Source organism: Balneola sp. EhC07, assembly GCF_001650905.1.
Classification (GTDB): domain Bacteria; phylum Bacteroidota; class Rhodothermia; order Balneolales; family Balneolaceae; genus Balneola.
Map to the genome: position 1 here is coordinate 235,362 of NZ_LXYG01000016.1, position 23,333 is coordinate 258,694.

The window sequence follows — 23,333 nt, forward strand, 5'->3', positions numbered from 1 at the left end:
ACAATAAAGATACAGCATTTCTTGAAAAAGAACGATTTATGATTTACCTGGATCACGCAGCAACAACTCCGATTCACGATACTGCTCTTGAGGTATTAGTGAATGTTTCTAAACACTACTATGGAAATCCAAGTAGCCTTCACGACATTGGTGCGGAGGCTAAACAATTACTGGATGCCGGCAGGCGAACGATCGCTAAGATTATTCAGGCAGAAGCTGAAGAGATCGTATTTACCAGCGGCGGATCAGAGTCGAACCAACTTGCGATCAGGGCGTTAATCAGCGCTTCAGATACTTCCCGAAATCATATCATAACTTCTGAAGTTGAGCATTCATCGGTCAGAAATCTATTTGATGAATTAGAACGATCAGGCTACAAAGTTTCAAAAGTTGGAGTGGATACTTCCGGCATGATTTCGATTGATGAATTGAGCAAGCTGATAACCGATGAGACCGCATTGATATCTGTTCAACATGCGAATTCCGAAACAGGCGTAATTCAGGATCTGGTAGCTATTGGAAAACTTGCTAAGCAACACGGTGTGTTTTTTCATTCTGATTGTGTTCAAGCTTTCTGCAAATTGGGGATAGAAGCGTCGTGGTTAGACGCACTCTCTGTTTCTTCTCATAAAGTATATGGACCGAAAGGTGTGGGAGCTTTTTATTTAAACAAAACCATCGACTCAAAACCTGAAATACCCGGAACATCTCAGGAAAAGGGATTGAAAGCCGGTACTCAAAATGTTGCGGGAGTTGCTGCTTTTGCTACCGCTGCCAAACTGAATTATACAGAAAGAACAGATGAGCATATTAGATTAACGATGCTGAGATCGAAATTCGTAGAAAAACTGGAAGCTTCAGGGATAGAATTTATTGATGAAGGCTCCCCGGAAAACAAGCTGCCTAATATTCTTGGGATAAGGTTTAAAGGGATGGAAGGTCAGTTTTTAATGCTGGAATGTTCGCAGGCAGGTTTGGCTATCTCAACAGGGAGCGCTTGTCAGGTTGGTTCGGATAAGCCCAACAGAACAATGAAAGCCATGGGAAGGTCGGATGAAGATGCCAGAGAATTTGTAAGATTCTCATTTGGAAAACAAAATACCGAAGATCAAATTGATGTGATAATTGAAAAAATAGGCACTATCTTAAACCGTCATTTTGCTAAAGCGAAATTTTAATTAAAATGTTTCGTTAAAAAGCTGAAAATCTGAAAAAAATCATCGACATGAAGAAAGTATTATTTTTTACCCTGATGCTGGGTTTAGCAACCATAAACTTTGCGAATGCTCAGGACAGGGAAATGCCGGAGCTGCCCGTACTCAAAATCACGAAATTCAGTGACTATCAATGTCCTGCGTGCAAGTATTATGGACAAATGCTGGATCAGGCAAAAGAAGACTTTGGTGAGCGAATAGAAGTTATTTATAAAAATTACCCATTGAGAATGCATCAGCATGCTAATCTTGCTGCAAGAGCGGCTGAAGCTGCCCGTGAGCAAGGTAAATTTATTGAAATGCATGAAATGATATTTACCGGACAAGAACAATGGAGCAGAGGAAAGGCAGAAGCTATTTTTATAGGCTACGCACAAGATCTGGATCTTGATATGGATAAATTTAAACAAGATCTGAATTCAGCAAGGTTGAATCGGCGTGTGCTTGCAGATAAAAGAGAAGGTACAGCTTTGGGTGTGAATTCAACTCCTACTTTTTTCATTGATGGGAAGAAGGTTGAGCGATTACCTCAAAACTATGCTGGATTTAAAGCAATGATCGAATCCAGAATGAAGTACTGATCAGAAAGAATATTTTGAGCCCGGTAGAAAACTATCGGGCTTTTTTTATGTTTAAAATTTCGTTCTGAAACGGTATGCAAAACACTGATGTTTGACAGATACCTTCTTATATTTGACTCATGGCCAGAAAAAAATTCCAAATTCCAGAAATGTACAAATCGCCGGTTATCCGAAAGGTTAAAGAGGCGACAAAAATAACCGATCCAATGAAGAAAGACCTGCAGCCAACCGTGTTGGATTTTGGTCCGGTTCAGTTTTTGATCCCAAGGTTTTTTGGATTTTGCTACGGAGTGGAAAACGCAATAGATATAGCATATCGGGCGGTAGAAGAAAATCCCGATAAAAATATTTACTTGTTAAGCGAAATGATCCATAACCCAACAGTGAATGAAGATTTGCTAAAAAAAGGGGTAAAGTTTTTATTTGATACGGACGGAACGGAAAGAATTCCCATCGGTTCTCTTAAGTCAGAAGATATTGTAATAGTACCTGCTTTTGGTACCACGGTTGAAATTCAAAAAGAACTTCAACAGGTTGGAATCGATCCGTACGAATTCAATACTACTTGTCCGTTTGTAGAGAAAGTCTGGAAGCGAGGAAAACAACTAGGAAAAAAGGAATACAGCTTAGTGGTTCATGGTAAGCACGAGCACGAAGAAACCCGGGCTACATTTTCGCACAGCGCTGAACATTCTGAAGTGGTTGTAGTTTTGAGTCCTGATGAAGCTGAGATCTTAGCTGAGATCATGACTAAAGACCGACCGTTGTCAGATTTTGAGAAGTATTTTGGACATAAATCTACTCCAAACTTTGATCCATATACGGATCTGAAACGTTTTGGGGTGATCAATCAAACCACCATGCTTGCAACAGAAACGCAGGAAGTTATGGATATTCTGAAAGAAGCCGCTATCAAGCTTTATGGTGAGTCTGATATTCTGAATCACTTTGCAGATACTTCTGATACTCTATGCTATGCAACCAATGAAAACCAATCGGCAACTTTAGCATTAGCAGAAACGAATGCAGATATTGCTTTAGTTGTGGGTGGATATAATTCTTCGAACACTATGCATTTGGTTGAGATTCTGGAGCATTCCTTTCCAACTTTTCATGTTCGTGATGCCGGAGAAATCAAATCAGAAACTGAAATAGCTCATTTCGATCAGTGGAAAAAAGAAATACTTGAAACTAAGAACTGGCTTCCGAAAGACAAATCCCCATTGAGAGTAGCACTGACCTCGGGTGCTTCCTGCCCTGATGTTCTTGTTGATGAAGTGATGCTGAAAGTGTTGGAATTCTTTGATGATGTAAAAGAAGTGAATGAAGTAATAGAGCCTTTTGAAAAGGTTAGTGATTAAGTGAAAGATGATTACATATGACAAAGACTTTTACAGATAAATTTCTTTCGAATATTAAATCATTCTTAGTTTTCATGTTATTAGGAGCACTTGGATATATAGCGCTGATAATATTAGGGACTAATTTTGAGTTTTTAGATTGGTTATTCGGTAGTTCAATAGTTTTAGGTTTTATAAGTTTATTAAATCTTGGGATGTCGTTTATTCCTGTTAAAAGAATGCTTTCACATTCTATAGTCCCTTTTCTTTCTTTATTTTTTTCTACGATATTGCTTACTGGTGAAGATACGATGGGCTATGGTTTGGAAGCAGTGTACACATTATCATTTCTAATAAACCCCATTTTCAGTCTTCTTATTGATATTGGCACTTCTCTTCAAACTGAAATCAGGATGATATTTATAGATATAATACTTACAGTTTTTATATCACTATATATATTTCTCGTTTTACATTTTTCAGATAACGATAGTCTGAAGAGACTAGAAAGTGAGTGAAAAAAGACTACAAAAGGTGTTACCAATATTCGGAGTGTCTTATAGTGGAATACTATTAAAAGCTACTTTTTCGATGCAGTGACTTACCTAATCACTTTTCACTTAATCACTAATTACTGATCCACCACACTAAAATAAGCCACTGCCTTAGGTTGGAAGCTCCTCAGTTTTAAAGCATACTTAGTTGCAATTAATTCTATATCCGGAGTGACAAAACCGGTTTCGTCTTCCAGAATTTTTCTATAGGGAACGTACACTACATATGGAGTTTCATTCTGTATTTCAGAGAATTGTTCCAGTGGGACATCATATTTAATGACTATGGAAGAAGGATTGTAGGTGATGTTTTGTCCTCGGGGAAGATTACGAGTCCTTATGTAAACACTTACTTCGTCTTCTGTGAATTCTGAAACATTAGCTGTTAAAGACAATTCATTTAATGAAATACTCAACAAAGGATTATCGTTTGTGATGGAAACCACTTCCGAAATATCATCCTTGATTCCGGAGATTTGTAAAGTGTCATCAATTACCCATTCTGTAACTTCATTCATCTGTGAAGCCGCTCCGGTAACAGTAATACTATCAGGAGAAATAACAGGATCATTGATCAACCCAAAACGGGATTCAAATTCAAAGTCCCAGTTTATCCTGACAGGTACTTTTTTAGTGATCTTATTTTCAAGATTTACAGAAACAAGAATAGGTTCAACTTTAGACACCTCAACTTCCTGATAGGAGTTCATTTGTTGGCGAACCTGATTAAATAAATTTACTTCAGATTCATCAACATCAACAGGAATTGAAGGCGGGTTGTTATACAAATTTATAAGAGGGAGAGCTGTTCCTGTTAAGCTGACCTCGACAAACTCCGGTAGGTTATCAGTGAGTGCTAAATCATTTGGGATGTCTCCAACTTCCAAAGGCATGTTTACCGTGATATTAAAAATCCCATTCAGGTTCACTGCAAACCACAAACTGATCGCAATTACATATGCGAATACAAAAACCAAGGCACTTTCCTTAGTTACCAGTTTACCGTCGTCATCATCCTCACCCGGTTTTGTTCCCTTTTTAACATAGGAGAGAATACGATCTTTGATATTTTGAATAGGGTTGTCAGACATAACTGAATATAGATTTGAATGGCGCCTTATTCAACTAGCTGCGAACAATGATATCGCCTACAACCTGAGATTTAACTTTGGTATTTAATCTCTTGGCAATACTAAATCTATTGGCATGAATTTCATGTCTCCAGACCTGATTAGATACTTTAATAACCAATTTTCCTGACTCAAAATGAATATCAGTGACCTGAGACGCAATACGTTTGCCAACCACTTCTTCCCAAACAGAAAGTATCATACCTTGTCTAAGCTTCTTTTTATGAGGAAACTTATCCAGATACTTCTGGAGCGAATCGCTTATTGGTTTTGGAGTATCGAATCTCATACTTCTTCTTTGATTATACCATCATTAACAGAAAAGAATTTATTTCTATTCCCATCAAAATCGACATATTCTTCGAAAGGTACCGGATTTGCAGAGGTTATAAAAGTTTGCCCCTCGTGATTTTGGAGTGCATCTAAAAGAATTTCAGTTTTTTTGGGATCCAGATCACCAAAAACGTCATCTAACATCAAAATAGGCAAATCGTCTAGTTCATCAGAATAATAGTGAAGCTGGGCGAGTTTTAATGACAAAGCAAATAACCTGTGTTGACCCTGAGAGCCAAATCTGCGAAGTTCAAAATCGTCCAGGTAGAATACAACCTCATCTCGATGAGGACCGGTTAGTGTTTGTTCCCGTTCAATTTCTTTGTCGATGGTTTCTTCAAGAGCTTGCTCATATTGAGTTTGAATTTCTTGCGGATTTACAGAGGGTTCACAAAAAGTCTGGTATTCAAGCCCAGTAGTCAGATCCATTCCTGAGATCATGGCATAATCTCTCTCCAGATATGCTTTGAAATTTTCAAGCACTTTAAATCGAGCAGCTATTATTCTTGAACCGGTTTCTACAAGCTGAAGATTCCAAGGTTCTAAGTAGGTTTTCAGTAAGGAAACAGGGCCTTGAAAATCTTTTAAAAGAGTATTTCTCTGCCTGCGAACTTTGCGGTAATCAATGAGATCTCTGAGGTATGAGATCGAAATTTGGCTGATAAAAGAGTCAAGAAATGAGCGTCTCTCCACAGGGCCTTCAAGCGTAAGTTTTTTGTCATCGGGAGCAAGAACAACTACGGGAACCATTCCTATCAGATCAGAAAGGCGCTCAAGAGGCGAATCATTTACAAAGATCTTTTTTCCATCGCCGCGGGAATACGAACAACTTACATCAAATTCAGAACGGATCTGTCCTTCAAAGTGTCCTTTTATCATGAAGTATTTCTCTTCATTATTAATCACATATTGATCAGTAGTAGAAACAAAACTTCGCGACATGCACAGGAAATGAATGGCATCTATAAGGCTTGTTTTTCCGGCGCCATTTGGTCCGGTGATCACATTTAAGTGTGGCGCCCAACCTACTGAAGTTTTAACGTGATTTCTGAAATGAAGTAATTCTAGCGAAGTAATTCTCATACTTCAATAGTACAAATAATCACACCAAAAAATGAAGTTGTAGTCGTATATCCTATTTGATCAAAAGCATTTTTCTAGTCAGTACAGAAGACTCAGTTCTGAGGCGGTAAAAATAAAGTCCGGAACTCAGGTCTGACGCATCAAAAGTTACCCAGTGTTTGCCGGTTGACATACGCCCGTTTGAAAGTACTGATACTTTTCTTCCAAGTTGATCATAAACCGTTAGAGTGACCGCTTGCGGGCTGTCCAGCTGGTAGCTGATAGTTGTACTTGGGTTAAAAGGATTCGGGTAGTTCTGATCTAAAACAATCGTATTTGGAACATCCGAAAAGAGGTCTTCATTAGAAGTCATATTTTCAGGTTCAAAACTGCCAACCGGCATAGAGTTGTCTGCATTAGCATTAGATGAAGCACCATTGTAGGCGTTATCTCCTGAAAAAGTCCAGTTTCCTTCAACAAAAGTGTTACCATCAGGACCTGTAAAACTATTTCGATAAGCCCATCCATTTGAGTAAGACCAGGATGTCGCATCACCGTCAATTTCTCCAAAAATATCTACTACAAATTCGTTTCCGGTAAAGGCTTTAGTTGAGTCAAAGAATAATTCAATGGCATCATCACCATTTATTGCAACAGCCATATCGCCGGTCAAGTCAGGATTAAAACCGAACCAGACATTGAAGTTGTCTTCTTCTGTGGCAACATATAAAAACTCTCCTTTTGAAACAGAACCGGAAAGAGTGATTTCAACTCCATCACTTCCTCCACCATTGTTTGCAGATCCAATTCCATAAAGGCCAAGGTCTTCAATATTTTCGATTGCAAATAGTTCCACACCTTTTGGAGTCCCTCCGGTTAAAGTTCCATCAAAAACACCCGTGATTATCAGGCTGGAAGATGACCCGGAACCAATTACTGTGTCAGGAGGTGAATCTCCAAAATCCGATACGGTAACTTTGGTCGCCCTTCTTCCTGTTTGGGAAGACTGATCTTCCGTCCAGTCAATAGTTGCTTCAGCTATGCTTTCATACTCTGTGAACACAAAAGTTTCGCCATCAGGATCTTCGGTAACCAGTCCTGAACCAAAGTTGAAGTTAGCAGTTTTTTGTTGACCGTTATCGTCGTAGTTAACCGTAAAGACTTCACTCTGTATGTTTACAATCTCGCCGCTTAAAGGATTTGCTATCGTTGGGTTAGGGTTACCGTTTCCACCAAAATAAGCTCTTCTTACCAATGTGGTATCATGAACAAATGGGTTGCGGTTACCCTGAGCAGATTCAGCTCCAAGGCTTCTGTCAACCTCTGCCTGATCCACGGGATCAAGATCATGCCATGCAAGAAGAACATCTTTCATTCCATTAAAGAAAGATGCATCATCGGCTACTTTACTTTTATCTTGGTAAATAGTCCAGAAATAGAAGATTGCCCGTGCGGTATTTCCTTTGTGATCTTCTCTTACCTCAAAAAGGGAACCACTTAATAACTCACTGTATTCATCTATATTGGAAGCGGGAGTAGAAGTTAACTCTGATGAATTTCGAAACCATTTAGTGGTTTGATTGTCTGGACTCTCTCCAAAAGGCAGGTTGCCTCGTGCAGAATTAGCTTCAATTCTGGTTGGGAAAAGGTGATGAATATCGCTTCTCATCGGAAGGTCGCTATCAAATTTACCCTGTGGCCAGGTATGCTCCGCATTAATTCCTTTACTGAAAGCATCACTTCTTGTACTTGCAGTAATTGTAAATCCGGTATAAACTCCAGTCAATTGGCCATTCTTATTATCGATACTTCCATACATCGCATCCCGTGCAGCATTGTAACTTAGAGAGTTAGTCACAGAATAATTAGCTTGTAAGCTGTTTATGAGCGTCTCTCCGGTTTCAGATGGAAAGATGCTGTCGTTTTGAGCGAAAACGGAGCTTGTAAAAAGCAACAAAAAGAAAGAGAGTAAATAACGCATAGATATATTAAATCTGAAAAAATTAAGTGATTCTAGAAAATGAAATTAGAAGCCAAAGGTATCATGTCCCATATAAATAGCGTTGTCACCTAGCTCTTCTTCGATTCTGAGAAGTTGGTTGTATTTTGCAATACGATCTGTTCGGCTCATGGAACCGGTTTTGATCTGACCGGCATTGGTTGCAACGGCTAAATCAGCTATGGTTACATCTTCAGTTTCACCTGAACGATGAGAAATCACAGCGGAGTAGCTGTTCTTATGTGCCATTTCAATAGCATCCAATGTTTCGGTGAGTGTACCTATTTGGTTTACTTTGATAAGAATCGAATTCGCTATCCCATTTTCGATACCGTGAGCTAATCGTTCTGTATTTGTAACGAAGAGGTCATCTCCCACCAACTGAACTTTATCGCCAATTGATTCGGTAAGTTTTTTCCATGCATCCCAATCGTTTTCTGCCATTCCGTCTTCAATAGAAATGATAGGATACTTGTCCGCCCAGTTGGTCCAGAATTCAACCATTGCATCGGTATCTTTGGTGGAGCCATCACTCCATTTAAACTCATACAAACCCGTTTCAGAATTAAAGAATTCTGATGAAGCAGGATCCAGCGCAATTAAAACATCATCCTGAGGAGTGTATCCGGCTTTTTCGATAGCCATCAAGATCACTTCAATGGCTTCTTCATTAGATTTAAGATTTGGAGCAAATCCACCTTCATCTCCAACGGCTGTACTGTAGTTTTTATCGCTAAGTACTTTCTTAAGATTGTGAAAGATCTCAGCTCCAATCTGTAGAGCGTGACTAAATGATTCAGCTCCGGCGGGCATAACCATAAATTCCTGCAAGTCTACGCTATTGTCGGCATGTGAGCCACCATTTATGATATTCATCATTGGCACGGGCATAACTTTTGCGTTTACTCCGCCAACATATCTCCACAGTGGCATTCCCAAGTCGCTGGCAGCAGCTTTAGCGCAAGCAAGGGAAACTCCAAGAATGGCATTAGCGCCAAGCTTGTTTTTATTTTCGGTTCCGTCAATATCAAGAAGGTAACGGTCTAGGGCTATTTGATCATAAATCGGAAGTCCGCGAAACTCATCAGCAATCAAGCCATTCACATTTTCAACAGCTTGCTGAACTCCTTTGCCAAGAAAGTAGTCTTTGTTTCCGTCTCTTAGTTCAACTGCTTCATGTTCTCCTGTAGATGCTCCTGAAGGAACTGCAGCTCTGCCCATAGCTCCGCTTGAAAGAATTACATCTACTTCTACGGTTGGGTTACCGCGAGAGTCTATGATTTGACGTGCAACTAAGTCTTCAATAAAACTCATTTATGATCTCCAATTGTATTAATTTTTTAGTCCCTAAAGGTACCACGATTTAACATGTTCTTAAAACGCTTTTGCTAAGGTTTTAATAACTTAACTTTTTTATAACAACAGAGATATTTTGACCGAAGAAAAACAACACCCCTGGGTAATACTTTTTGATATTGATGGCACATTATTAACGGTAGATCGGAAATTTAATCGTCCTTTGATCCGAAGTATTTTAGACGATTTGGGAATTGATTATCCGGATATGGAAAAGGAGGGTTTCTCCGGCAGAACAGATCATGATATTTTAACCTCTTTCCTTTTAAATCATGATTTCGATGAAGAGTTATATCAAAAGCTAAAATCAGAATATTTATTGAGAACAGATTCAGAAATGAACTCTGGACATGTGATCCGTCACTCTCATATCGACGAAGCAATTTCTTTCTTTGACAAAATGGGAGCATATGTTGGGTTGTTAACAGGAAATTACCCAAGTGCTGCTAAAGCAAAGTTGAAAGTTGCCGGGGTTGAATACGACTTTAAATTTGGGGCTTTTGGCGAGTTTGATAAAGATAGAAATCAGCTGCCGTTAATAGCGCTTAAGGAAGTTGAAAAGAATCTTAATATCGATCCGGATCCATCAAAGTTTGTAATAATCGGAGACACTCCCCGCGACGTAGAATGTGCGAATTATGCGAATATGAAATGTGTAGCTGTTACAACAGGTAGATTCACTAAAGAAGAGTTGGAGCCATTCAATCCGAATGTGATAATATCAGATCTATCAAATCCGCAAGAATGGTTTAAGAAGCTAACGCAGGCTTAATCCCACATCCAACCAAAAACAAAGCTTATTTGAGCAGAGCCATAGTAACTCTTCGGCTCATAACTTGTGGTTGTTTGGAGTTGACCACCTTGGTAACGCGGAAAATTATTCTGATCAGTCAATGGTTTTGATGGTTCTAGAATCTGCAATCCATTCGCAAAGTAGTAGAAGTTATAGCCAAAGGTCATGCTTTGTAATCGGGAGAAATTACTATTGAAGTCTATTCCGATTTCAGCACTTCCTGTAGCTCCCAAATGCCAGTTACCATCTTTCCATCCGGTAAAGATGTCGTTTGTTCGTTCAAAGCTTTGATACAGTTGCGGGTCGTTTTCTCTGAACCCATTATCATTCTGATCATTGAAATATGGATATGAAAAAGCCATTACAGGCCCTCCGCTCACGCTGCCAAAAAATCTGAAATTATCTGAAACTTCTTGAGCAAAAAATCTTTTTTTCAGACCGATGGATAAAGGAAAAGAAATTACACGTTGATATTTGTCAGGAACAGTTTTCGTGCCGAAGAAATAATCAATAAAAGTCTGCTCTCTGGGATCTTTAATTCCATTAATTCTAAAAGTTAAATGAGCTTCAGTATATCTGGTGATCACTTTTCGATATTGACCCCCAACACCAAAACCAAAGTCATTAGCACCAAATATAAATCCGAAGCCCGATTTGTATCCTTCGTCATATAAATTCTTTGGTATTTCTTTTTTTCGTACTTCCGGTTCTCCAAACTGAGCAAACAAATTTGTAGTGCAAATTAATGTAATCGTTGCTAAGCTCAATAAAAATAGTTTTTTCATATCAGTAAATTGTTGCTTGAAAAGAAAGGTAACATAAATTCAACGAAAAATAACTGATTTTCTTATTGCCTTAAGTTAATAACATGTTATTTTCAGCCAAAATTTAATATGAAATAAATACTGAGTATGAATTCACATACCACGTTTCTGGTTTTTGGTCCGGCTGCAACCTTGCGCAGAATGTCTGATAAAATGTTTAAAGAATATGCGCCAAAATTTATTTATGAGCACAGCAAAGAAGGAGATAAAGACAAACTTTATGTTGCTGTGTATGAAGAGTATGAAAAACAGATAAATTCCAGTGTAACTTTAACTTGTATATTTGAAAATACTCCGGATCACAATAAAATTGTTCTCAAGAAAACCGGTGGAAGAATGGGTTTTAGAGGAAGTTCTCTTTCTGAAGATAGAAACGTAGAGTCTAATGTAATTGACTTTATTCTGGATTTTGGAAAACGTTTTGGTCTAACGGTTCAGGAAGAGCAAATCTCTGATGTTCCCGCCGACGATAAAGAAGAAGACTAATGCCTAACACTCGTAATGAGTGGACTGTACTTTCCATGCTTGAATGGGCTACTTCTTATTTTGATGAGAAGGGTGTAAAATCGTCTCGTTTAAGTATTGAATGGTTGCTTGCTTACGTTTTAAATATAAAGCGGTTAGATCTGTACTTAAAATATGATCGTCCTCTGACGTCAGATGAACTGGCCGAATTACGACCTCTTGTTAAGCGAAGGGCTGGTCACGAGCCATTACAGTATATCACGGGAGAGGCGGAGTTTTTTAATTCCATTCTAAAAGTAAATTCGGAAGTTCTTATACCCAGACAAGAAACTGAGCAACTCGTACAACTTATTTGTGAGGAAAATAAAGGGACAGATGCTATTTCAGTTCTGGATATTGGAACAGGATCCGGTTGTATACCCATTTCGTTAAAAAAAGAATTTAAATCCTGGAATGTTTTTGGGATAGATATTTCAGATGGTGCTCTTTCTCTGGCTAAAGAGAACGCTTCAATAAATGAAGTTGAAGTGCATTTTTTAAAACATGATCTGTTTGACCCGGATCTGCTCTTAACAGAAAACAAATTCGATATAATTATTTCGAACCCACCATACATTCTTCAAGAAGAAAAAAATGGTCTGGATAAGGAAGTGAAAGACTTCGAACCCCACCTCGCTTTATTCTGTAAAAGCACAATAGAAATGTTTAGCTCGATCGAGAATTTTTGCGCAAAAAACCTTAAAAAAAATGGGGTTATTTATCTTGAGATTCACGAAGACTATTCGGGAGAAGTATTAGATATTTTCATCGCTCAAAACTGGAATGCTAGAACAGTTCAGGATCTTGATAAAAAGGATCGTTTTATCGTTGTCCGGAGACCATAAAAATTTAATGAAAGCGCTTTTTTTCAAGCCAAATTTAAAATGTGGAAAACTTGTGGAAAAATAATTCTATTTAAATTCTCCCGGGTGAAACAAGGGGCAGTTCTTTGTTACGGTAATGTTATGGCATGTCAAGTTAAAAGTTAAGGATTCCCGATATTTTTTTTAAATTACTGGTGCACAATCATTTATAAGCTTTTCATGATTGTGGATAACTTTTAAAAAATAGCATTTATTGCGTTTGACTTGAGGTAAATAATTCTTCATTTTCAATTCAAGATTTAAACAAGTCAGCATATTTTAGCTGTGGATAACTAGCCTTGCATTTAGGGTTGAAAGGCAAAAATTTTTTAGGAGTTTTAGAATTGAGGATGATATCTGCTGAGGAAGCATGGAACGAGTGCTTAGACATTATTAAGGATAACATAAGCTATCAGAAATTTAAGTCTTGGTTTGAGCCAATCAAACCAATTTCACTCGCAGATAACACATTGACTATCCAGGTTCCAAGTCAGTTTTGGTATGAGTGGCTTGAAGAACATTACTACTCAATGCTCCGATCCACGCTCGCAAAAGTTTTAGGACCCGAAGGCAAGTTGGAATATTCTATTGTGATGGAGAAATCTGAGCACTTTGAACACAACAGATCTATACGTCTTCCGCAACGACCAATGGGACCGGTTGAACCTCAGGAAATGAATGGCGGGTACAAAGATTATTACCCGGAAAGAATAGAGAATCCGTTTGTGATTCCGGGTATCAAAAAGACCAAAGTAGATTCGAATTTAAACAGCTCTTACGTTTTTGATCGATTCATTGAAGGGGATTGCAATCGTTTGGCGCGTTCTGCGGCAATGGCAATAGCTGATAACCCGGGAAGCAATTCATTTAACCCGCTCTTTATCTATGGGCCTACAGGATTAGGCAAAACTCATTTGGCTCAAAGTATTGGCAACAAGATCAAGCAGAAGTTCGGTGATGAAAAGTCTGTGCTCTATATCTCTTCAGAATCATTTACTAATGAATTTGTACACGCGATCCGAAATAACAGAGCAAGTGAATTTTCAATGTTCTACAGAAATATTGATGTACTTATAGTTGATGACATTCAGTTTTTTAGCGGTAAAGAAAAAACTCAGGAAGAGTTCTTTCATATCTTTAATGCTCTTCATCAGGATGGGAAGCAAATTATTTTAAGCAGTGACAGAGCTCCAAAAGATGTCCCGGATATTGAGGAAAGATTGATCTCAAGATTTGGATGGGGACTAAGTGCTGACTTACAAATGCCTGAATACGAGACCAGATATGCAATTTTGGAACGCAAAGCGCAGGATAATGGAATAGAAATTGATTCCGAGATCATCGAATTCATTGCTCATAATTTCAAGTCGAATGTTAGAGATCTGGAAGGAGCTATCATAAAATTACTCGCACACGCTTCTCTTCAGAATATTGATGATATCGACCTTGCAATGGCGAAAAGAGTTTTGAAAGACATGGTGAAAGAGTCAAACACTCAGATCTCCATTGAATCTATTCAGAATTATGTGTGTGATTATTTCGGAATTGATACTAACAAAGTTCGCGAAAAAACCAGAAAGCAAGAGATCGTTGAAGCTCGCCAGATTGCAATGTATTTTTCTAAGAAGTACACTAAGTCGAGCTTGAAAACAATTGGACTTCATTTTGGAGGAAGAGATCACTCAACAGTAATTCACGCTATTTCAACGGTAGAAGAAAGGGTTACAACCAGCCATAAGCATAAAAAGATGCTTGATGAATTGCAGCAACGCATCGAAGTAGCAAGTCTTTAAGCTATGGATAAGCTCGTTATAAAAGGGCTGAAATTTCATGGGCTTCACGGTGTTTTTGAGCAAGAAAAGATCATAGGGAATATTTTTGAAGTTGACTTAGCCTTTGGTCTTTCACTTCAAAAAGCCGGTGAAACAGATAACCTGGATCATACTATCGATTATGCAAAAGTTCGATTGATGGTGGAAGAGATCATGGAGAGTCATTCTCTCAATTTGATTGAAACATTGACACTAAAAATTGGGAACAAGCTCTTTAAAGAGTTCGATTTGATTGATCTGGAAGTGAAAGTAAGAAAACTGAACCCGCCCATGGAGGGAGAAACTGAATACTCTGAAGTCACAATGCAATGGCCCAGGTAGTAATAGCTCTAGGTTCAAACCTGAATGATCCTCATCAACAGCTGATAGATGCAAAAGAGTTTTTAAGGCAAATCAGTAATTCAGAAATTCTTTCTTCATCTATCTATAAGTCTGAACCGGTTGGGCCAAGTGAGGATGATTTTCTGAATGCAGTCATTAAGATTGATACCGATCTAAGCCCATCTCAGTTGTTCAATGAGCTCAAAAAACAAGAGAAAAAACAGGGCAGACCATCCCGTTATCCAAAATGGACATCAAGAACCATAGATCTTGATATAATTGCATATGATAACTTGGTGCTTGAAACAGATACCCTTATTATTCCCCATGCAGAGTATAAATACAGAATGTTCGTTCTGTTGCCTTTAAAGGAAATTTTTCCGGATTGGAAGGATATAAAAAATGCTCTAGCCATAGAGGAGATGATAAAAAAAGCTCCTGAAATCAGAATAGAAAAAACAAAGTTAGCCTGGTAGATGTCGAACCATTTTGATTTTATTGCTATTGAAGGTGTTATCGGAGCCGGGAAAACATCGCTGGCACATTTGCTGGCTGAACGGAAAAACGCCAGAATTGTACTGGAGGAATTTGAAGACAATCCGTTTCTGCCAAAATTTTATGAAGACAGAGAGCGGTATGCATTTCAAACACAGTTGGCTTTTTTAGCGAGCAGGTTTAAGCAGCAACAGAACATGATGAGCCAGGACCTGTTTAGTCAGGTAACGATCTCAGATTATATTTTTGATAAGGACAGAATTTTTGCTCGGTTGAATCTGGATCAGGATGAAATGGCACTGTATGACAATATCTTTAACATCATGCAGGGCATTGCACCTCAGCCTGACCTAATTATTTTTATACAATCGTCGGTAGATCGTTTGATGGAAAACATTGACAGACGGGGAAGGGATTACGAACAACATATTACCAGAGATTATTTAAAGGAACTGAACGACGCCTACAACCATTTTTTCTATCACTACAACAGATCTCCTTTGATCACAATAAACGCGTCGGAAATTGATTTTGTTAATAATGAAGAGCATTTGAATTATATAGAACAGCAAATATTCGAAATGCCTTTACATTCAAAAACTCATATTCATATAGCACCGTAACTATGCTTTGGAAGCTTTTACTAATTATAGGTTTTATACTTTTTTTAAGATACGTGAACAGAATGTTCTTACCTTCCAAGAAGAAAAATAGTCAATTCAATCCGTTTCAGGGATTTGGAAACACGCGGTCGACCGGGAGCAATAACAAGAGAAAAAATATCGACCAGATTGAAGACGCTGACTACGAAGATATAACCAATAAAGAAAATTAAACCCATGAATTTCGAAGAGAAATTAAATCACGGTTTCGAACTACTGAAAGATAAAGATATTGATCATGCTTTAGATATAGCTCGGGAGCTTCAAAAAGAAAACGAAGACTCTCACGAAGCATATTATCTGGAAGCACTGATATTTCAACAGCTGGAACAATTTGATCTGAGTTTAAAGAACATTGACAAAGCGATCGAATTGGATAATGAGCAGGCTGCTTATTTTAATTTGCGAGGAAATATTCGCATGAATAAAGAAGAGTTGAAGGAAGCCGAAGAAGATTTTGATAAAGCAATTGAACTTGATGACTTTGCAGGTGCTCACCGAAGCAAAGTAATGTTGATGTTGATGACAGAACGTGGAGCGGAAGCTATTCCCTATACCATTGACCGCATTAAAAAATCTCCGCAAGACCCCGAGAATTGGATCCTAATGGGAGATATGATCAAGCGCGGAGGTCAAGCCGATAAAGCAGCTACTTACTACGAGCAGGCGCTTAAGATCGACCCTGAGAATGATTACGCACGCAGACAGCTCGAAGAAGAGTAAGAAATAAAGGAATATTGAATAATAAATATTCAATATTGAATCTAGATTTTAAACTTCAGGAGCAACTGAATCGTCTTAAGTTTACATTAAGAGATTCGCCTACGCCTGAAGTGCTGTTCGCAAAATAGCATGGAGCGTTAAAGCCTGCTTTGATTTTTTCAAGGCGGGCTTTTTTGTTTAAGAAGTATAAAGATGTTGAAGTATACTTAAGGTGTGATGGTGTTAGGGTGAAAATTTCTAAAGAAATACCCTAACACTATAACACCATGACGCTAATTATCTAATGCTTTTTTATGAATGTAATAGTATCTTTGACACCCTACTTAGCTCACGTGGCGGAATTGGTAGACGCGCACGCTTGAGGGGCGTGTGACTTAACGGTCGTGGAAGTTCGACTCTTCTCGTGAGCACTTTAAGAAAGCCTGTTTCAATTTTGAAGCAGGCTTTTTTTGTTTAACTATGTAATTGGGGTTATTTGTTTTTTAGAATAAATTATTCATCAACTTTAATTCCAACCAATCGCTAATTAATGAAGCCTATTTATTTTATTGCTTTAATTTCATGTGTTTTTTTTACTTGCAACGAAGCTAAGTATGAATGTAAAATTGAAAATTTTTCTAAAGTTCAAAAAATAATTCTTAAGCCAAAAGCTTTTGGGTCTTATACCACATATAGTGTCTCTATTACTGGTACTGTGAATGATACTTCGATTGTCCGAATTTATGATGGGTTCCCAAATTATTTGTCTGGAGAAGTAAACTTTAGAACTAGAGGGGACTATTATGGCGAGGTGCCATTTATTGTTAATTTTGAACCTCATAAAGCAACATCAGGTAATTTGAAAATAGAAACTTCAATTTTTTAATTTTTCTACAAAGGATCAGCAAATTATAGCTGTATCAAAAAGGTTCTTAATTGTTAATGGTAAGCTTTCTAATCTGAAGCAGCCGCCATTCATCTAATTTCGGGTTATTCTCTTCATCATAAAATGCCCACGGACTATTTGCTATGAAATAAAGGATTCCGCTTTTGATGACGCCAAGTGTCGGTTCGTTTAATTCCGGAACAGCTCTGTCTACAATTTCCATAGATGAATTGCTGATATTAACTTTGGCAACCTGAAAAGGTCTGGTGCCATTCTGCATCAAATACAGCTGACCGTTAGAAAAGTAAAGCCCATCAGTTCCGCGTGTTAATTGATTTCCTGAAATTACTGGAGTTGTCTTTTTTGAGGAGAGGTCTACAGAATACACTCCGGTTATATAATCAGAAATGTAAAGCGTGTTTTCTTCTCCCAATGCCAATCCCTGAAGATTAAATAATCCCTCAGGCTTTAAGAATTCTTCGGGTTTATCAGCCTGCTTTGTAATTTTGTATACGATCGGCTCAGAGGAATCAGAAATATATACCGTGCCGGTTTCAGTAGTTACCAAGTCACCAAATGCATGATGACCTTCCACAGAATAAGATCGGATTAGCTGTTTTTTCTTTAAATCAATTTTAAGTACTGCAGATTTCCCATCCAGAGAATCAGAATATTCACAGTAGTTAGGAAGAGCTGAAGTACTAACCCAAAGCATGTTGGGATCCTGCTTATCAAAGGCCATTCCCATTGCACCCCAGTATCCAAATTTTTTTAAATCCAGGATGGGTTTGTGCTCCGATCCGTCTCTCTTGAATGAAGAAATAAGTCCGCACCGGACATCAGAAACCAGAAAATTACCAGATTCAGGATGAATCGCTATGCCTTCCGGATGAAAACCTTTTTTCTCAAATTCAAAATGAAGAGAGCTGTTGAGAATCGGTTTATTCTGTTCATCAATCTGAGAAAGAAGTTGCTGATATTGCGGCAATGACTTTAGTGGAGCTAATTTTTCATCTTGGTCAAAATCATTTAATGCATAAAAAGAAGAGCGATATTTCAGAATTTCAATCGCTTTGTAATGTTGATCATTTAAAGTATAGGCTAAAGCAAGATTGTAAAGAATAGTTCTGTGATTAGGTCTTAATTCATTGGCTTTTTCCAAATGTGAAAGAAATGCAGAGAAATTATTTTCTTCATATGCTTTGTTTGCTGCTTGATAAAATTCTCCCGCAGTTGACTGAGCCTGTAAGAAAGGAGAGAACAAAATCAGAACGGATAAAAAGATTGAAAATCGCATAATGTAATTGAGATGATTATGCAGAATAATAACCAAATGAAAAGCGGAAATGAAAATAGTTAATTCATATTCAATCCTTCTCTATCACACAATTGGATTTTCTTTGACAAAAATTTCTTATCCATGTCATGTTTTGAAAGATCATAAGCGACCTGATAATAGGACTTAGCAATTCCATATTGTTTATCATCAAAAAGCATGGCTCCTTTTGCGGCATAATATAAATGTTTGATGGGCTTTGAGATGTTTTCTTCTATCTTTTCCAGCTTTTTGAGACCACTTTCTGAGCCTTTCCATTTACTTAACGCAATTGCATAATTTATTTGGGCAACCGGATTATCATCGATAGTTGTCAATTTTTGATAACACATAGTTATGCTTTCCCAATCTGTAGCTTCAAAACTTTTTGCCATACAGTGGATGGAAGAAATAGTAGCTTCAAGATGAAAAGCTGAGATGCTTTTTGTATTTCGTGATTTGGCAAGGAATGAGGTGGCGGCATGGATCATTTCTCTATCCCACAAAGAACGATCCTGAGTTTCCAGTTCTATCATCTCTCCATTTGTATTTACTCTGGCCGGGAATCGTGCCATGGAAAAGTAAATAAGTGCCAGTAATGCATAACTCTGAGGTTGGTGATCACCATCGATACTTGAAACCAGAACTGCAAGACGGGAGGCTTCGAAACACAGATCCTCATTGATCACCGAATTACCTGAGGTCTGTTTATAACCTTCATTAAAGATCAGATAAATGATGGTATGAACGGTGTCAATTCGTTCCTTTATTTCGTGAATAAAAGGAGCGTTCAGGTCAACATCCTGTTCCTGAAGAGATTTTTTTGCTCGGTATATTGCTTTCTTGACAGCTTCTGAGCTACTTAGCAGTGCGTTTGCAATTTCGGAATTATTGAAGCCTGATAAGATCTTAAGGGTCAGCATGATCTGTTCTTTCTTATTCAAAAAAGGATTACAGCATGCAAAAAGGGCTCGCAGTTGACTGTCTTTGATCTCTTTATCCAAAAAAAGTTCATCAACTTTTTCTTCCAGTTTCTCGCCTGCAAATTGTTCATTCAGACGGGTTCGGTTACTTCGTTTTTTAAGCTCGTTGATGAGTTTATTCTTGGAAACCTGCATCAGCCAGGCTTCAGGTTGTTCGGGAACGCCTTTTATGCTCCAGGTTTTCATGGCAGCCAGAAAGGTTTCCTGAATAATGTCTTCGATTAAGCTGGAATTATCAAAGCCAAACAAGCGAATCAGAATAGAAAACATCTTTCCCGACTGCTGTCGAAAAAGATGTTCAATGTTTTTTGAATCAGAATATGTGAGTTTGGTATTCACCTACATTTTCATTACTTCCCGAACTTCAACACTACCGCCCAATCCCAAAGTCGGACATCCTTTAGCTAGTTCAGTTGCTTCTTCCAAGCTATTTGCATTAATAATGTAGAAGCCGCCTAGCAGCTCTTTCGATTCTATAAATGGTCCATCAGTTACTACTTTATTTTTCCCTGTTATAGTTTTAGCATCGGGAAGCAACGGCTCGCCGGAATCATAATGATCTCCAAGATTCTCTATCCAACTCATATGTTGTCCAATTTCTTTCTGCATGTCTTCGGGCGACATTTCATTAAAAGCCTCTTCCCGGTCAAATAATAATAGCATGTATTTATTCATGTTCTTTCAATTTTTTAAAGTTGATGTTCACTCTGATAACAAATCAGAATTGAAAACGGGGACATAATTCAGAATCAATTCCTTGCTTTAAATCGAACGGCCATGCCTCCACCTCGAGCCATATTTATTTTTAAGGTAGAAACCGAGTTTACGATCTGTCCATATTTGATCAATAACAGAGGTCTAACTTCATAGTCTGCGGCCGGACCATCAGAATAAATAATGGCCTCATATTCTTTTCCATCATCCAGAAAACTCAGATCCACAACATATTCCCGTGCATTTTCATCTGTTACAGCGCCCAGATACCAATCATCAGAATTTCGGTCTTTTCTTACAACAGTAACATGTTTCCCAATTTCACCAGCAAGCACTTTTGTGTATTCCCAATCGGTAGGGACATCTTTTATAAACTGAAATGGGATAGGATAATTTTCATAATTATGGATCAAGTCAGCAGCCATATGAAGCGGACTGTAAATGACTACATAAACAGCCAGTTCACCCGCCAGAGTAGAGTGAACTCTGTTCTTTGGTCGACCTTCTTCATTATCTTTCAATAAAAGATCGAGAACTCCGGGTGTATAGTCGAACGGACCGGAAAGCATTCGGGTAAACAAAATGGTTGGTACATAATTGGGTGGATTTCCTCCGTCTCCACTCCATGCATTGTATTCTTGTCCACGGGCTCCTTCTCTGGTCATCATGTTTGGCCATGTTCGACGAATTCCTGTGTCTTTGATCGGCTCGTGAACATCCAGCATAATTCCGTGCTCAGCAGCTTTTTCAACTACTTTACGGTAATGACGAACCATATACTGTCCATGATGCCATTGCCCGTTTGCTATCATATCACCCACATAGCCTGATTTTATGGTGTTGATTCCCAATTGCTGGTAATAATCAAAAGCATCATCAATCTGAGATTCGTAGTTTTCGATTCCGGTTGAAGTTTCATTATGCATGATAATATTGGTGCCTTTGGATTGAGCATAATCAACCACTTCTTCAAGGTCATAGTCCGGATAAGATTCAGTAAAACTGAATTGATCGGCATTTTTTGTCCAGTCGCCGTCCCATGTTTCGTTCCAGCCTTCAACCAACACTCCGTTGAAGCCGTGTTTTGCAGCGAAGTCGATCCATTCTTTAGTGTATTCAGTAGTGGCTCCGTGCTTGTCGCCGGAGTGCCAGGTCTTTCGGTTCAGATGCATATCCCACCAAATGCCGACGTATTTCCCGGGCTCGATCCACGAGGTATCTTCAATTTTAGAAGGCTCATTCAGATTCAGTTCAATGTAATTGTTCACTAAACCATCCAGATCTTCATTTACTTTGATGGTTCTCCATGGAGACACAAAAGGAGTTTTCGCCCGAACTTTATGTCCGGTTCCATCCATCCAGGGAAAAAGCGTAGCCTGTAGTTTGTTTTCTCCACGGTTGATCAGCGACATCGAAGAATAATCCGTTAAAGCAGCTTCATGAAAACTCAGATATAATCCGTTATCTGTTTTCATAGTTAGCGGAGTTGCTGCGGTATCAATTTCTGATGCTTTTGAAGCAATGTTTAAATGCTCGTATCTGTTCGGGATGTATGCTTGCAGCCACCAGGAATCATGATCATCAGCTAATACGAATTCTGTCTTTTCTTCCATGATCACAAATTCATTCATAGCTTCCTGATCCGGCCATTCATAGCGAATTCCAAGACCGGTATCATACAATCTGAAAATGACATTCATCCTTTTACCGGAATCATGTTTCAGATAAACAGCTAATTCCTGATGATTGTCTACTATTTCTTTTACCTCACCCCAGGGTTGTGTCCATGTGCTGGAAGAATCCCGTTTTCCATAACCGATTATTTCGAAATTTTTGCTAAGATCTTCATCCTCCAATACCACACCCAGATCAGAAGAAAGAATTACAAACTCGGGACCTTTATTTAATCGGTAAGTAGGAACACCGCTCTTTAGCTCAAATATCAGTTGAAGTTGGCCTGATGGAGAATCCAGTAATTGAACAGGAGAAGTAGCTTTTTTCGCCATTCTGTCAATTTTGGTGTTCAGGCAGGATGTAAAACCAATTAATAAAAAGATCGATACAAATCTGAAAAGGGTAGACATTTCGTATTATATATGTGAGTGATAAAATGGAAGGTACTAAATGAAGTTATTACTTAGAAAATGAAATGGAATTAGCGGTTATATATGTTAACCATTTGTGATATAACTCTACGGCTAAATCTGTTACTTATAGAAAACAAGAATGAACATGAGAAACACTATGTTTAAGAAATTAATATTTACAGGGCTGTTTTTGAGCCTTACATCTTTAGCTTTTGCACAAGACAAGAAAATGGAAAAGAAACTCGAGAAAGCGACTTTTGGTGCCGGATGTTTCTGGTGTGTGGAAGCTGTATATGAGCTTGTAGAAGGTGTGGAATATGTAGAATCCGGTTATTCCGGGGGACATGCTGAAGACCCTTCATACAAGCAAGTAGTAAGAGGAAATACCGGTCATGTGGAAGTGGCCAGAGTTCACTACGATCCTTCGGTAATTTCTTACGAACAATTATTGGAAATTCACTGGCACTCGCATGATCCAACTACTTTAAACAGGCAAGGAAATGATGTTGGCGAGCACTACCGTTCGGTGATCTTTTTTCATAATGAAGAACAGAAAAAAGTTGCTGAGGCTTCATTAAAGAAAACGGATAAATCCGGTTTATGGGATGATCCGATTGTGACAACCATTGAGTCTCTCAAAAACTATTATGTGGCTGAAAATTACCACCAGAATTACTTCAAGAATAATCCTAATGCAGGATACTGTTCTTATGTAATTGCTCCGAAGATCAAGAAATTCAAAAAAGAGTTTAAGCATTTACTGAAGAAGACTTCTTCATAATG

At 38.3% G+C, this 23,333-nt stretch carries 25 protein-coding genes and 1 tRNA gene; 16 read left to right on the forward strand and 10 right to left on the reverse strand.

What is annotated here, in order from left to right; translation table 11 throughout:
* Window positions 1–38: 38 nt before the first annotated feature.
* The 4 genes from A8B79_RS08570 (at window position 39) to A8B79_RS08585 (ending at window position 3,653) form a co-directional block, all read left to right on the forward strand.
* The gene (locus A8B79_RS08570; protein WP_066220999.1) at window positions 39–1,178 is read left to right on the forward strand and encodes a cysteine desulfurase family protein; all 1,140 of its coding nucleotides are present in this window, start codon (window positions 39–41) and stop codon (window positions 1,176–1,178) included.
* Between the two features lie 47 nt (window positions 1,179–1,225).
* Window positions 1,226–1,795, forward strand: coding sequence for a DsbA family protein (locus A8B79_RS08575; RefSeq protein WP_066221002.1), 570 nt, complete (start codon window positions 1,226–1,228; stop codon window positions 1,793–1,795).
* 119 nt (window positions 1,796–1,914) lie between these two features.
* Window positions 1,915–3,156 carry a 4-hydroxy-3-methylbut-2-enyl diphosphate reductase gene (locus tag A8B79_RS08580; RefSeq protein WP_076782558.1) on the forward strand — a complete coding sequence of 414 codons (1,242 nt, stop codon included), beginning with the start codon at window positions 1,915–1,917 and terminating at the stop codon, window positions 3,154–3,156.
* Window positions 3,157–3,173: 17 nt separating this feature from the next.
* On the forward strand, window positions 3,174–3,653 hold the full coding sequence (locus tag A8B79_RS08585) for a hypothetical protein (protein ID WP_066221005.1): 480 nt from the start codon (window positions 3,174–3,176) through the stop codon (window positions 3,651–3,653).
* Between the two features lie 113 nt (window positions 3,654–3,766).
* On the opposite strand, the gene A8B79_RS08590 is transcribed toward A8B79_RS08585, so the two are convergent.
* From A8B79_RS08590 to eno, 5 genes are read right to left on the reverse strand one after another with little or no spacing between them, the layout of a single operon-like run.
* Complete coding sequence (locus A8B79_RS08590; RefSeq protein WP_066221008.1) at window positions 3,767–4,780, reverse strand: CdaR family protein; 1,014 nt, start codon at window positions 4,778–4,780, stop codon at window positions 3,767–3,769.
* A gap of 34 nt (window positions 4,781–4,814) precedes the next feature.
* Entirely contained in the window at window positions 4,815–5,108 is a 294-nt protein-coding gene (locus A8B79_RS08595) for a DUF721 domain-containing protein (protein WP_066221011.1), read from the reverse strand.
* Window positions 5,105–6,235, reverse strand: coding sequence for a DNA replication/repair protein RecF (gene recF / locus A8B79_RS08600; protein ID WP_066221016.1), 1,131 nt, complete (start codon window positions 6,233–6,235; stop codon window positions 5,105–5,107). Before recF ends, A8B79_RS08595 begins: the two co-directional genes overlap by 4 nt.
* Window positions 6,236–6,287: 52 nt before the next feature.
* Window positions 6,288–8,195 (reverse strand): endonuclease, encoded by a 1,908-nt coding sequence (locus tag A8B79_RS08605; protein ID WP_066221019.1) that lies wholly within the window; start codon window positions 8,193–8,195, stop codon window positions 6,288–6,290.
* Between the two features lie 45 nt (window positions 8,196–8,240).
* Window positions 8,241–9,527 carry a phosphopyruvate hydratase gene (gene eno / locus A8B79_RS08610; RefSeq protein ID WP_066221022.1) on the reverse strand — a complete coding sequence of 429 codons (1,287 nt, stop codon included), beginning with the start codon at window positions 9,525–9,527 and terminating at the stop codon, window positions 8,241–8,243.
* A gap of 118 nt (window positions 9,528–9,645) precedes the next feature.
* On the opposite strand from eno, the gene A8B79_RS08615 reads away from it, so the two are divergent.
* Window positions 9,646–10,341: an HAD family hydrolase gene (locus A8B79_RS08615; RefSeq protein ID WP_066221025.1), complete on the forward strand. Its 696-nt coding sequence runs from the start codon at window positions 9,646–9,648 to the stop codon at window positions 10,339–10,341.
* Here A8B79_RS08615 and A8B79_RS08620 read toward each other — a convergent pair.
* On the reverse strand, window positions 10,338–11,147 hold the full coding sequence (locus tag A8B79_RS08620) for a hypothetical protein (RefSeq protein ID WP_066221027.1): 810 nt from the start codon (window positions 11,145–11,147) through the stop codon (window positions 10,338–10,340). The two genes, A8B79_RS08615 and A8B79_RS08620, sit on opposite strands and share 4 nt — an antisense overlap.
* A 126-nt stretch (window positions 11,148–11,273) precedes the next feature.
* Between A8B79_RS08620 and A8B79_RS08625 the strand changes: the two genes are divergently transcribed.
* The 10 genes from A8B79_RS08625 (at window position 11,274) to A8B79_RS08670 (ending at window position 17,451) form a co-directional block, all read left to right on the forward strand.
* Window positions 11,274–11,672 carry a hypothetical protein gene (locus A8B79_RS08625; RefSeq protein WP_066221032.1) on the forward strand — a complete coding sequence of 133 codons (399 nt, stop codon included), beginning with the start codon at window positions 11,274–11,276 and terminating at the stop codon, window positions 11,670–11,672.
* Window positions 11,672–12,535 carry a peptide chain release factor N(5)-glutamine methyltransferase gene (gene prmC / locus A8B79_RS08630; protein ID WP_066221034.1) on the forward strand — a complete coding sequence of 288 codons (864 nt, stop codon included), beginning with the start codon at window positions 11,672–11,674 and terminating at the stop codon, window positions 12,533–12,535. The genes A8B79_RS08625 and prmC overlap by 1 nt, the downstream gene beginning before the upstream one ends.
* Before the next feature lie 368 nt (window positions 12,536–12,903).
* Window positions 12,904–14,346, forward strand: coding sequence for a chromosomal replication initiator protein DnaA (gene dnaA / locus A8B79_RS08635; RefSeq protein WP_066221036.1), 1,443 nt, complete (start codon window positions 12,904–12,906; stop codon window positions 14,344–14,346).
* A gap of 3 nt (window positions 14,347–14,349) precedes the next feature.
* Complete coding sequence (gene folB / locus A8B79_RS08640; protein WP_066221041.1) at window positions 14,350–14,706, forward strand: dihydroneopterin aldolase; 357 nt, start codon at window positions 14,350–14,352, stop codon at window positions 14,704–14,706.
* Window positions 14,694–15,182 carry a 2-amino-4-hydroxy-6-hydroxymethyldihydropteridine diphosphokinase gene (folK, locus tag A8B79_RS08645; protein ID WP_066221044.1) on the forward strand — a complete coding sequence of 163 codons (489 nt, stop codon included), beginning with the start codon at window positions 14,694–14,696 and terminating at the stop codon, window positions 15,180–15,182. The genes folB and folK overlap by 13 nt, the downstream gene beginning before the upstream one ends.
* The gene (locus tag A8B79_RS08650; RefSeq protein WP_066221047.1) at window positions 15,183–15,824 is read left to right on the forward strand and encodes a deoxynucleoside kinase; all 642 of its coding nucleotides are present in this window, start codon (window positions 15,183–15,185) and stop codon (window positions 15,822–15,824) included. It abuts the gene before it with no gap.
* 62 nt (window positions 15,825–15,886) lie between these two features.
* Entirely contained in the window at window positions 15,887–16,036 is a 150-nt protein-coding gene (locus A8B79_RS08655; RefSeq protein ID WP_161485158.1) for a hypothetical protein, read from the forward strand.
* A gap of 4 nt (window positions 16,037–16,040) precedes the next feature.
* On the forward strand, window positions 16,041–16,586 hold the full coding sequence (locus tag A8B79_RS08660; protein ID WP_066221054.1) for a tetratricopeptide repeat protein: 546 nt from the start codon (window positions 16,041–16,043) through the stop codon (window positions 16,584–16,586).
* 326 nt (window positions 16,587–16,912) lie between these two features.
* A tRNA-Leu gene (locus tag A8B79_RS08665) sits at window positions 16,913–16,996 on the forward strand.
* A gap of 119 nt (window positions 16,997–17,115) precedes the next feature.
* Entirely contained in the window at window positions 17,116–17,451 is a 336-nt protein-coding gene (locus A8B79_RS08670; RefSeq protein WP_066221057.1) for a hypothetical protein, read from the forward strand.
* A gap of 46 nt (window positions 17,452–17,497) precedes the next feature.
* Here A8B79_RS08670 and A8B79_RS08675 read toward each other — a convergent pair whose 3' ends face one another.
* From A8B79_RS08675 to A8B79_RS08690, 4 genes are all read right to left on the reverse strand, one after another.
* Window positions 17,498–18,748: a hypothetical protein gene (locus A8B79_RS08675; RefSeq protein WP_066221059.1), complete on the reverse strand. Its 1,251-nt coding sequence runs from the start codon at window positions 18,746–18,748 to the stop codon at window positions 17,498–17,500.
* A 59-nt stretch (window positions 18,749–18,807) separates the two neighbouring features.
* On the reverse strand, window positions 18,808–20,088 hold the full coding sequence (locus A8B79_RS08680; protein WP_066221062.1) for an RNA polymerase sigma factor: 1,281 nt from the start codon (window positions 20,086–20,088) through the stop codon (window positions 18,808–18,810).
* The gene (locus A8B79_RS08685; protein ID WP_066221065.1) at window positions 20,089–20,424 is read right to left on the reverse strand and encodes a YciI family protein; all 336 of its coding nucleotides are present in this window, start codon (window positions 20,422–20,424) and stop codon (window positions 20,089–20,091) included.
* A 74-nt stretch (window positions 20,425–20,498) separates the two neighbouring features.
* Window positions 20,499–22,547 carry a glycoside hydrolase family 97 protein gene (locus A8B79_RS08690; protein WP_201118535.1) on the reverse strand — a complete coding sequence of 683 codons (2,049 nt, stop codon included), beginning with the start codon at window positions 22,545–22,547 and terminating at the stop codon, window positions 20,499–20,501.
* A 160-nt stretch (window positions 22,548–22,707) separates the two neighbouring features.
* Here A8B79_RS08690 and msrA point away from each other — a divergent pair, with 160 nt between their 5' ends.
* On the forward strand, window positions 22,708–23,331 hold the full coding sequence (gene msrA, locus A8B79_RS08695; protein WP_076782561.1) for a peptide-methionine (S)-S-oxide reductase MsrA: 624 nt from the start codon (window positions 22,708–22,710) through the stop codon (window positions 23,329–23,331).
* Window positions 23,332–23,333: the final 2 nt, after the last annotated feature.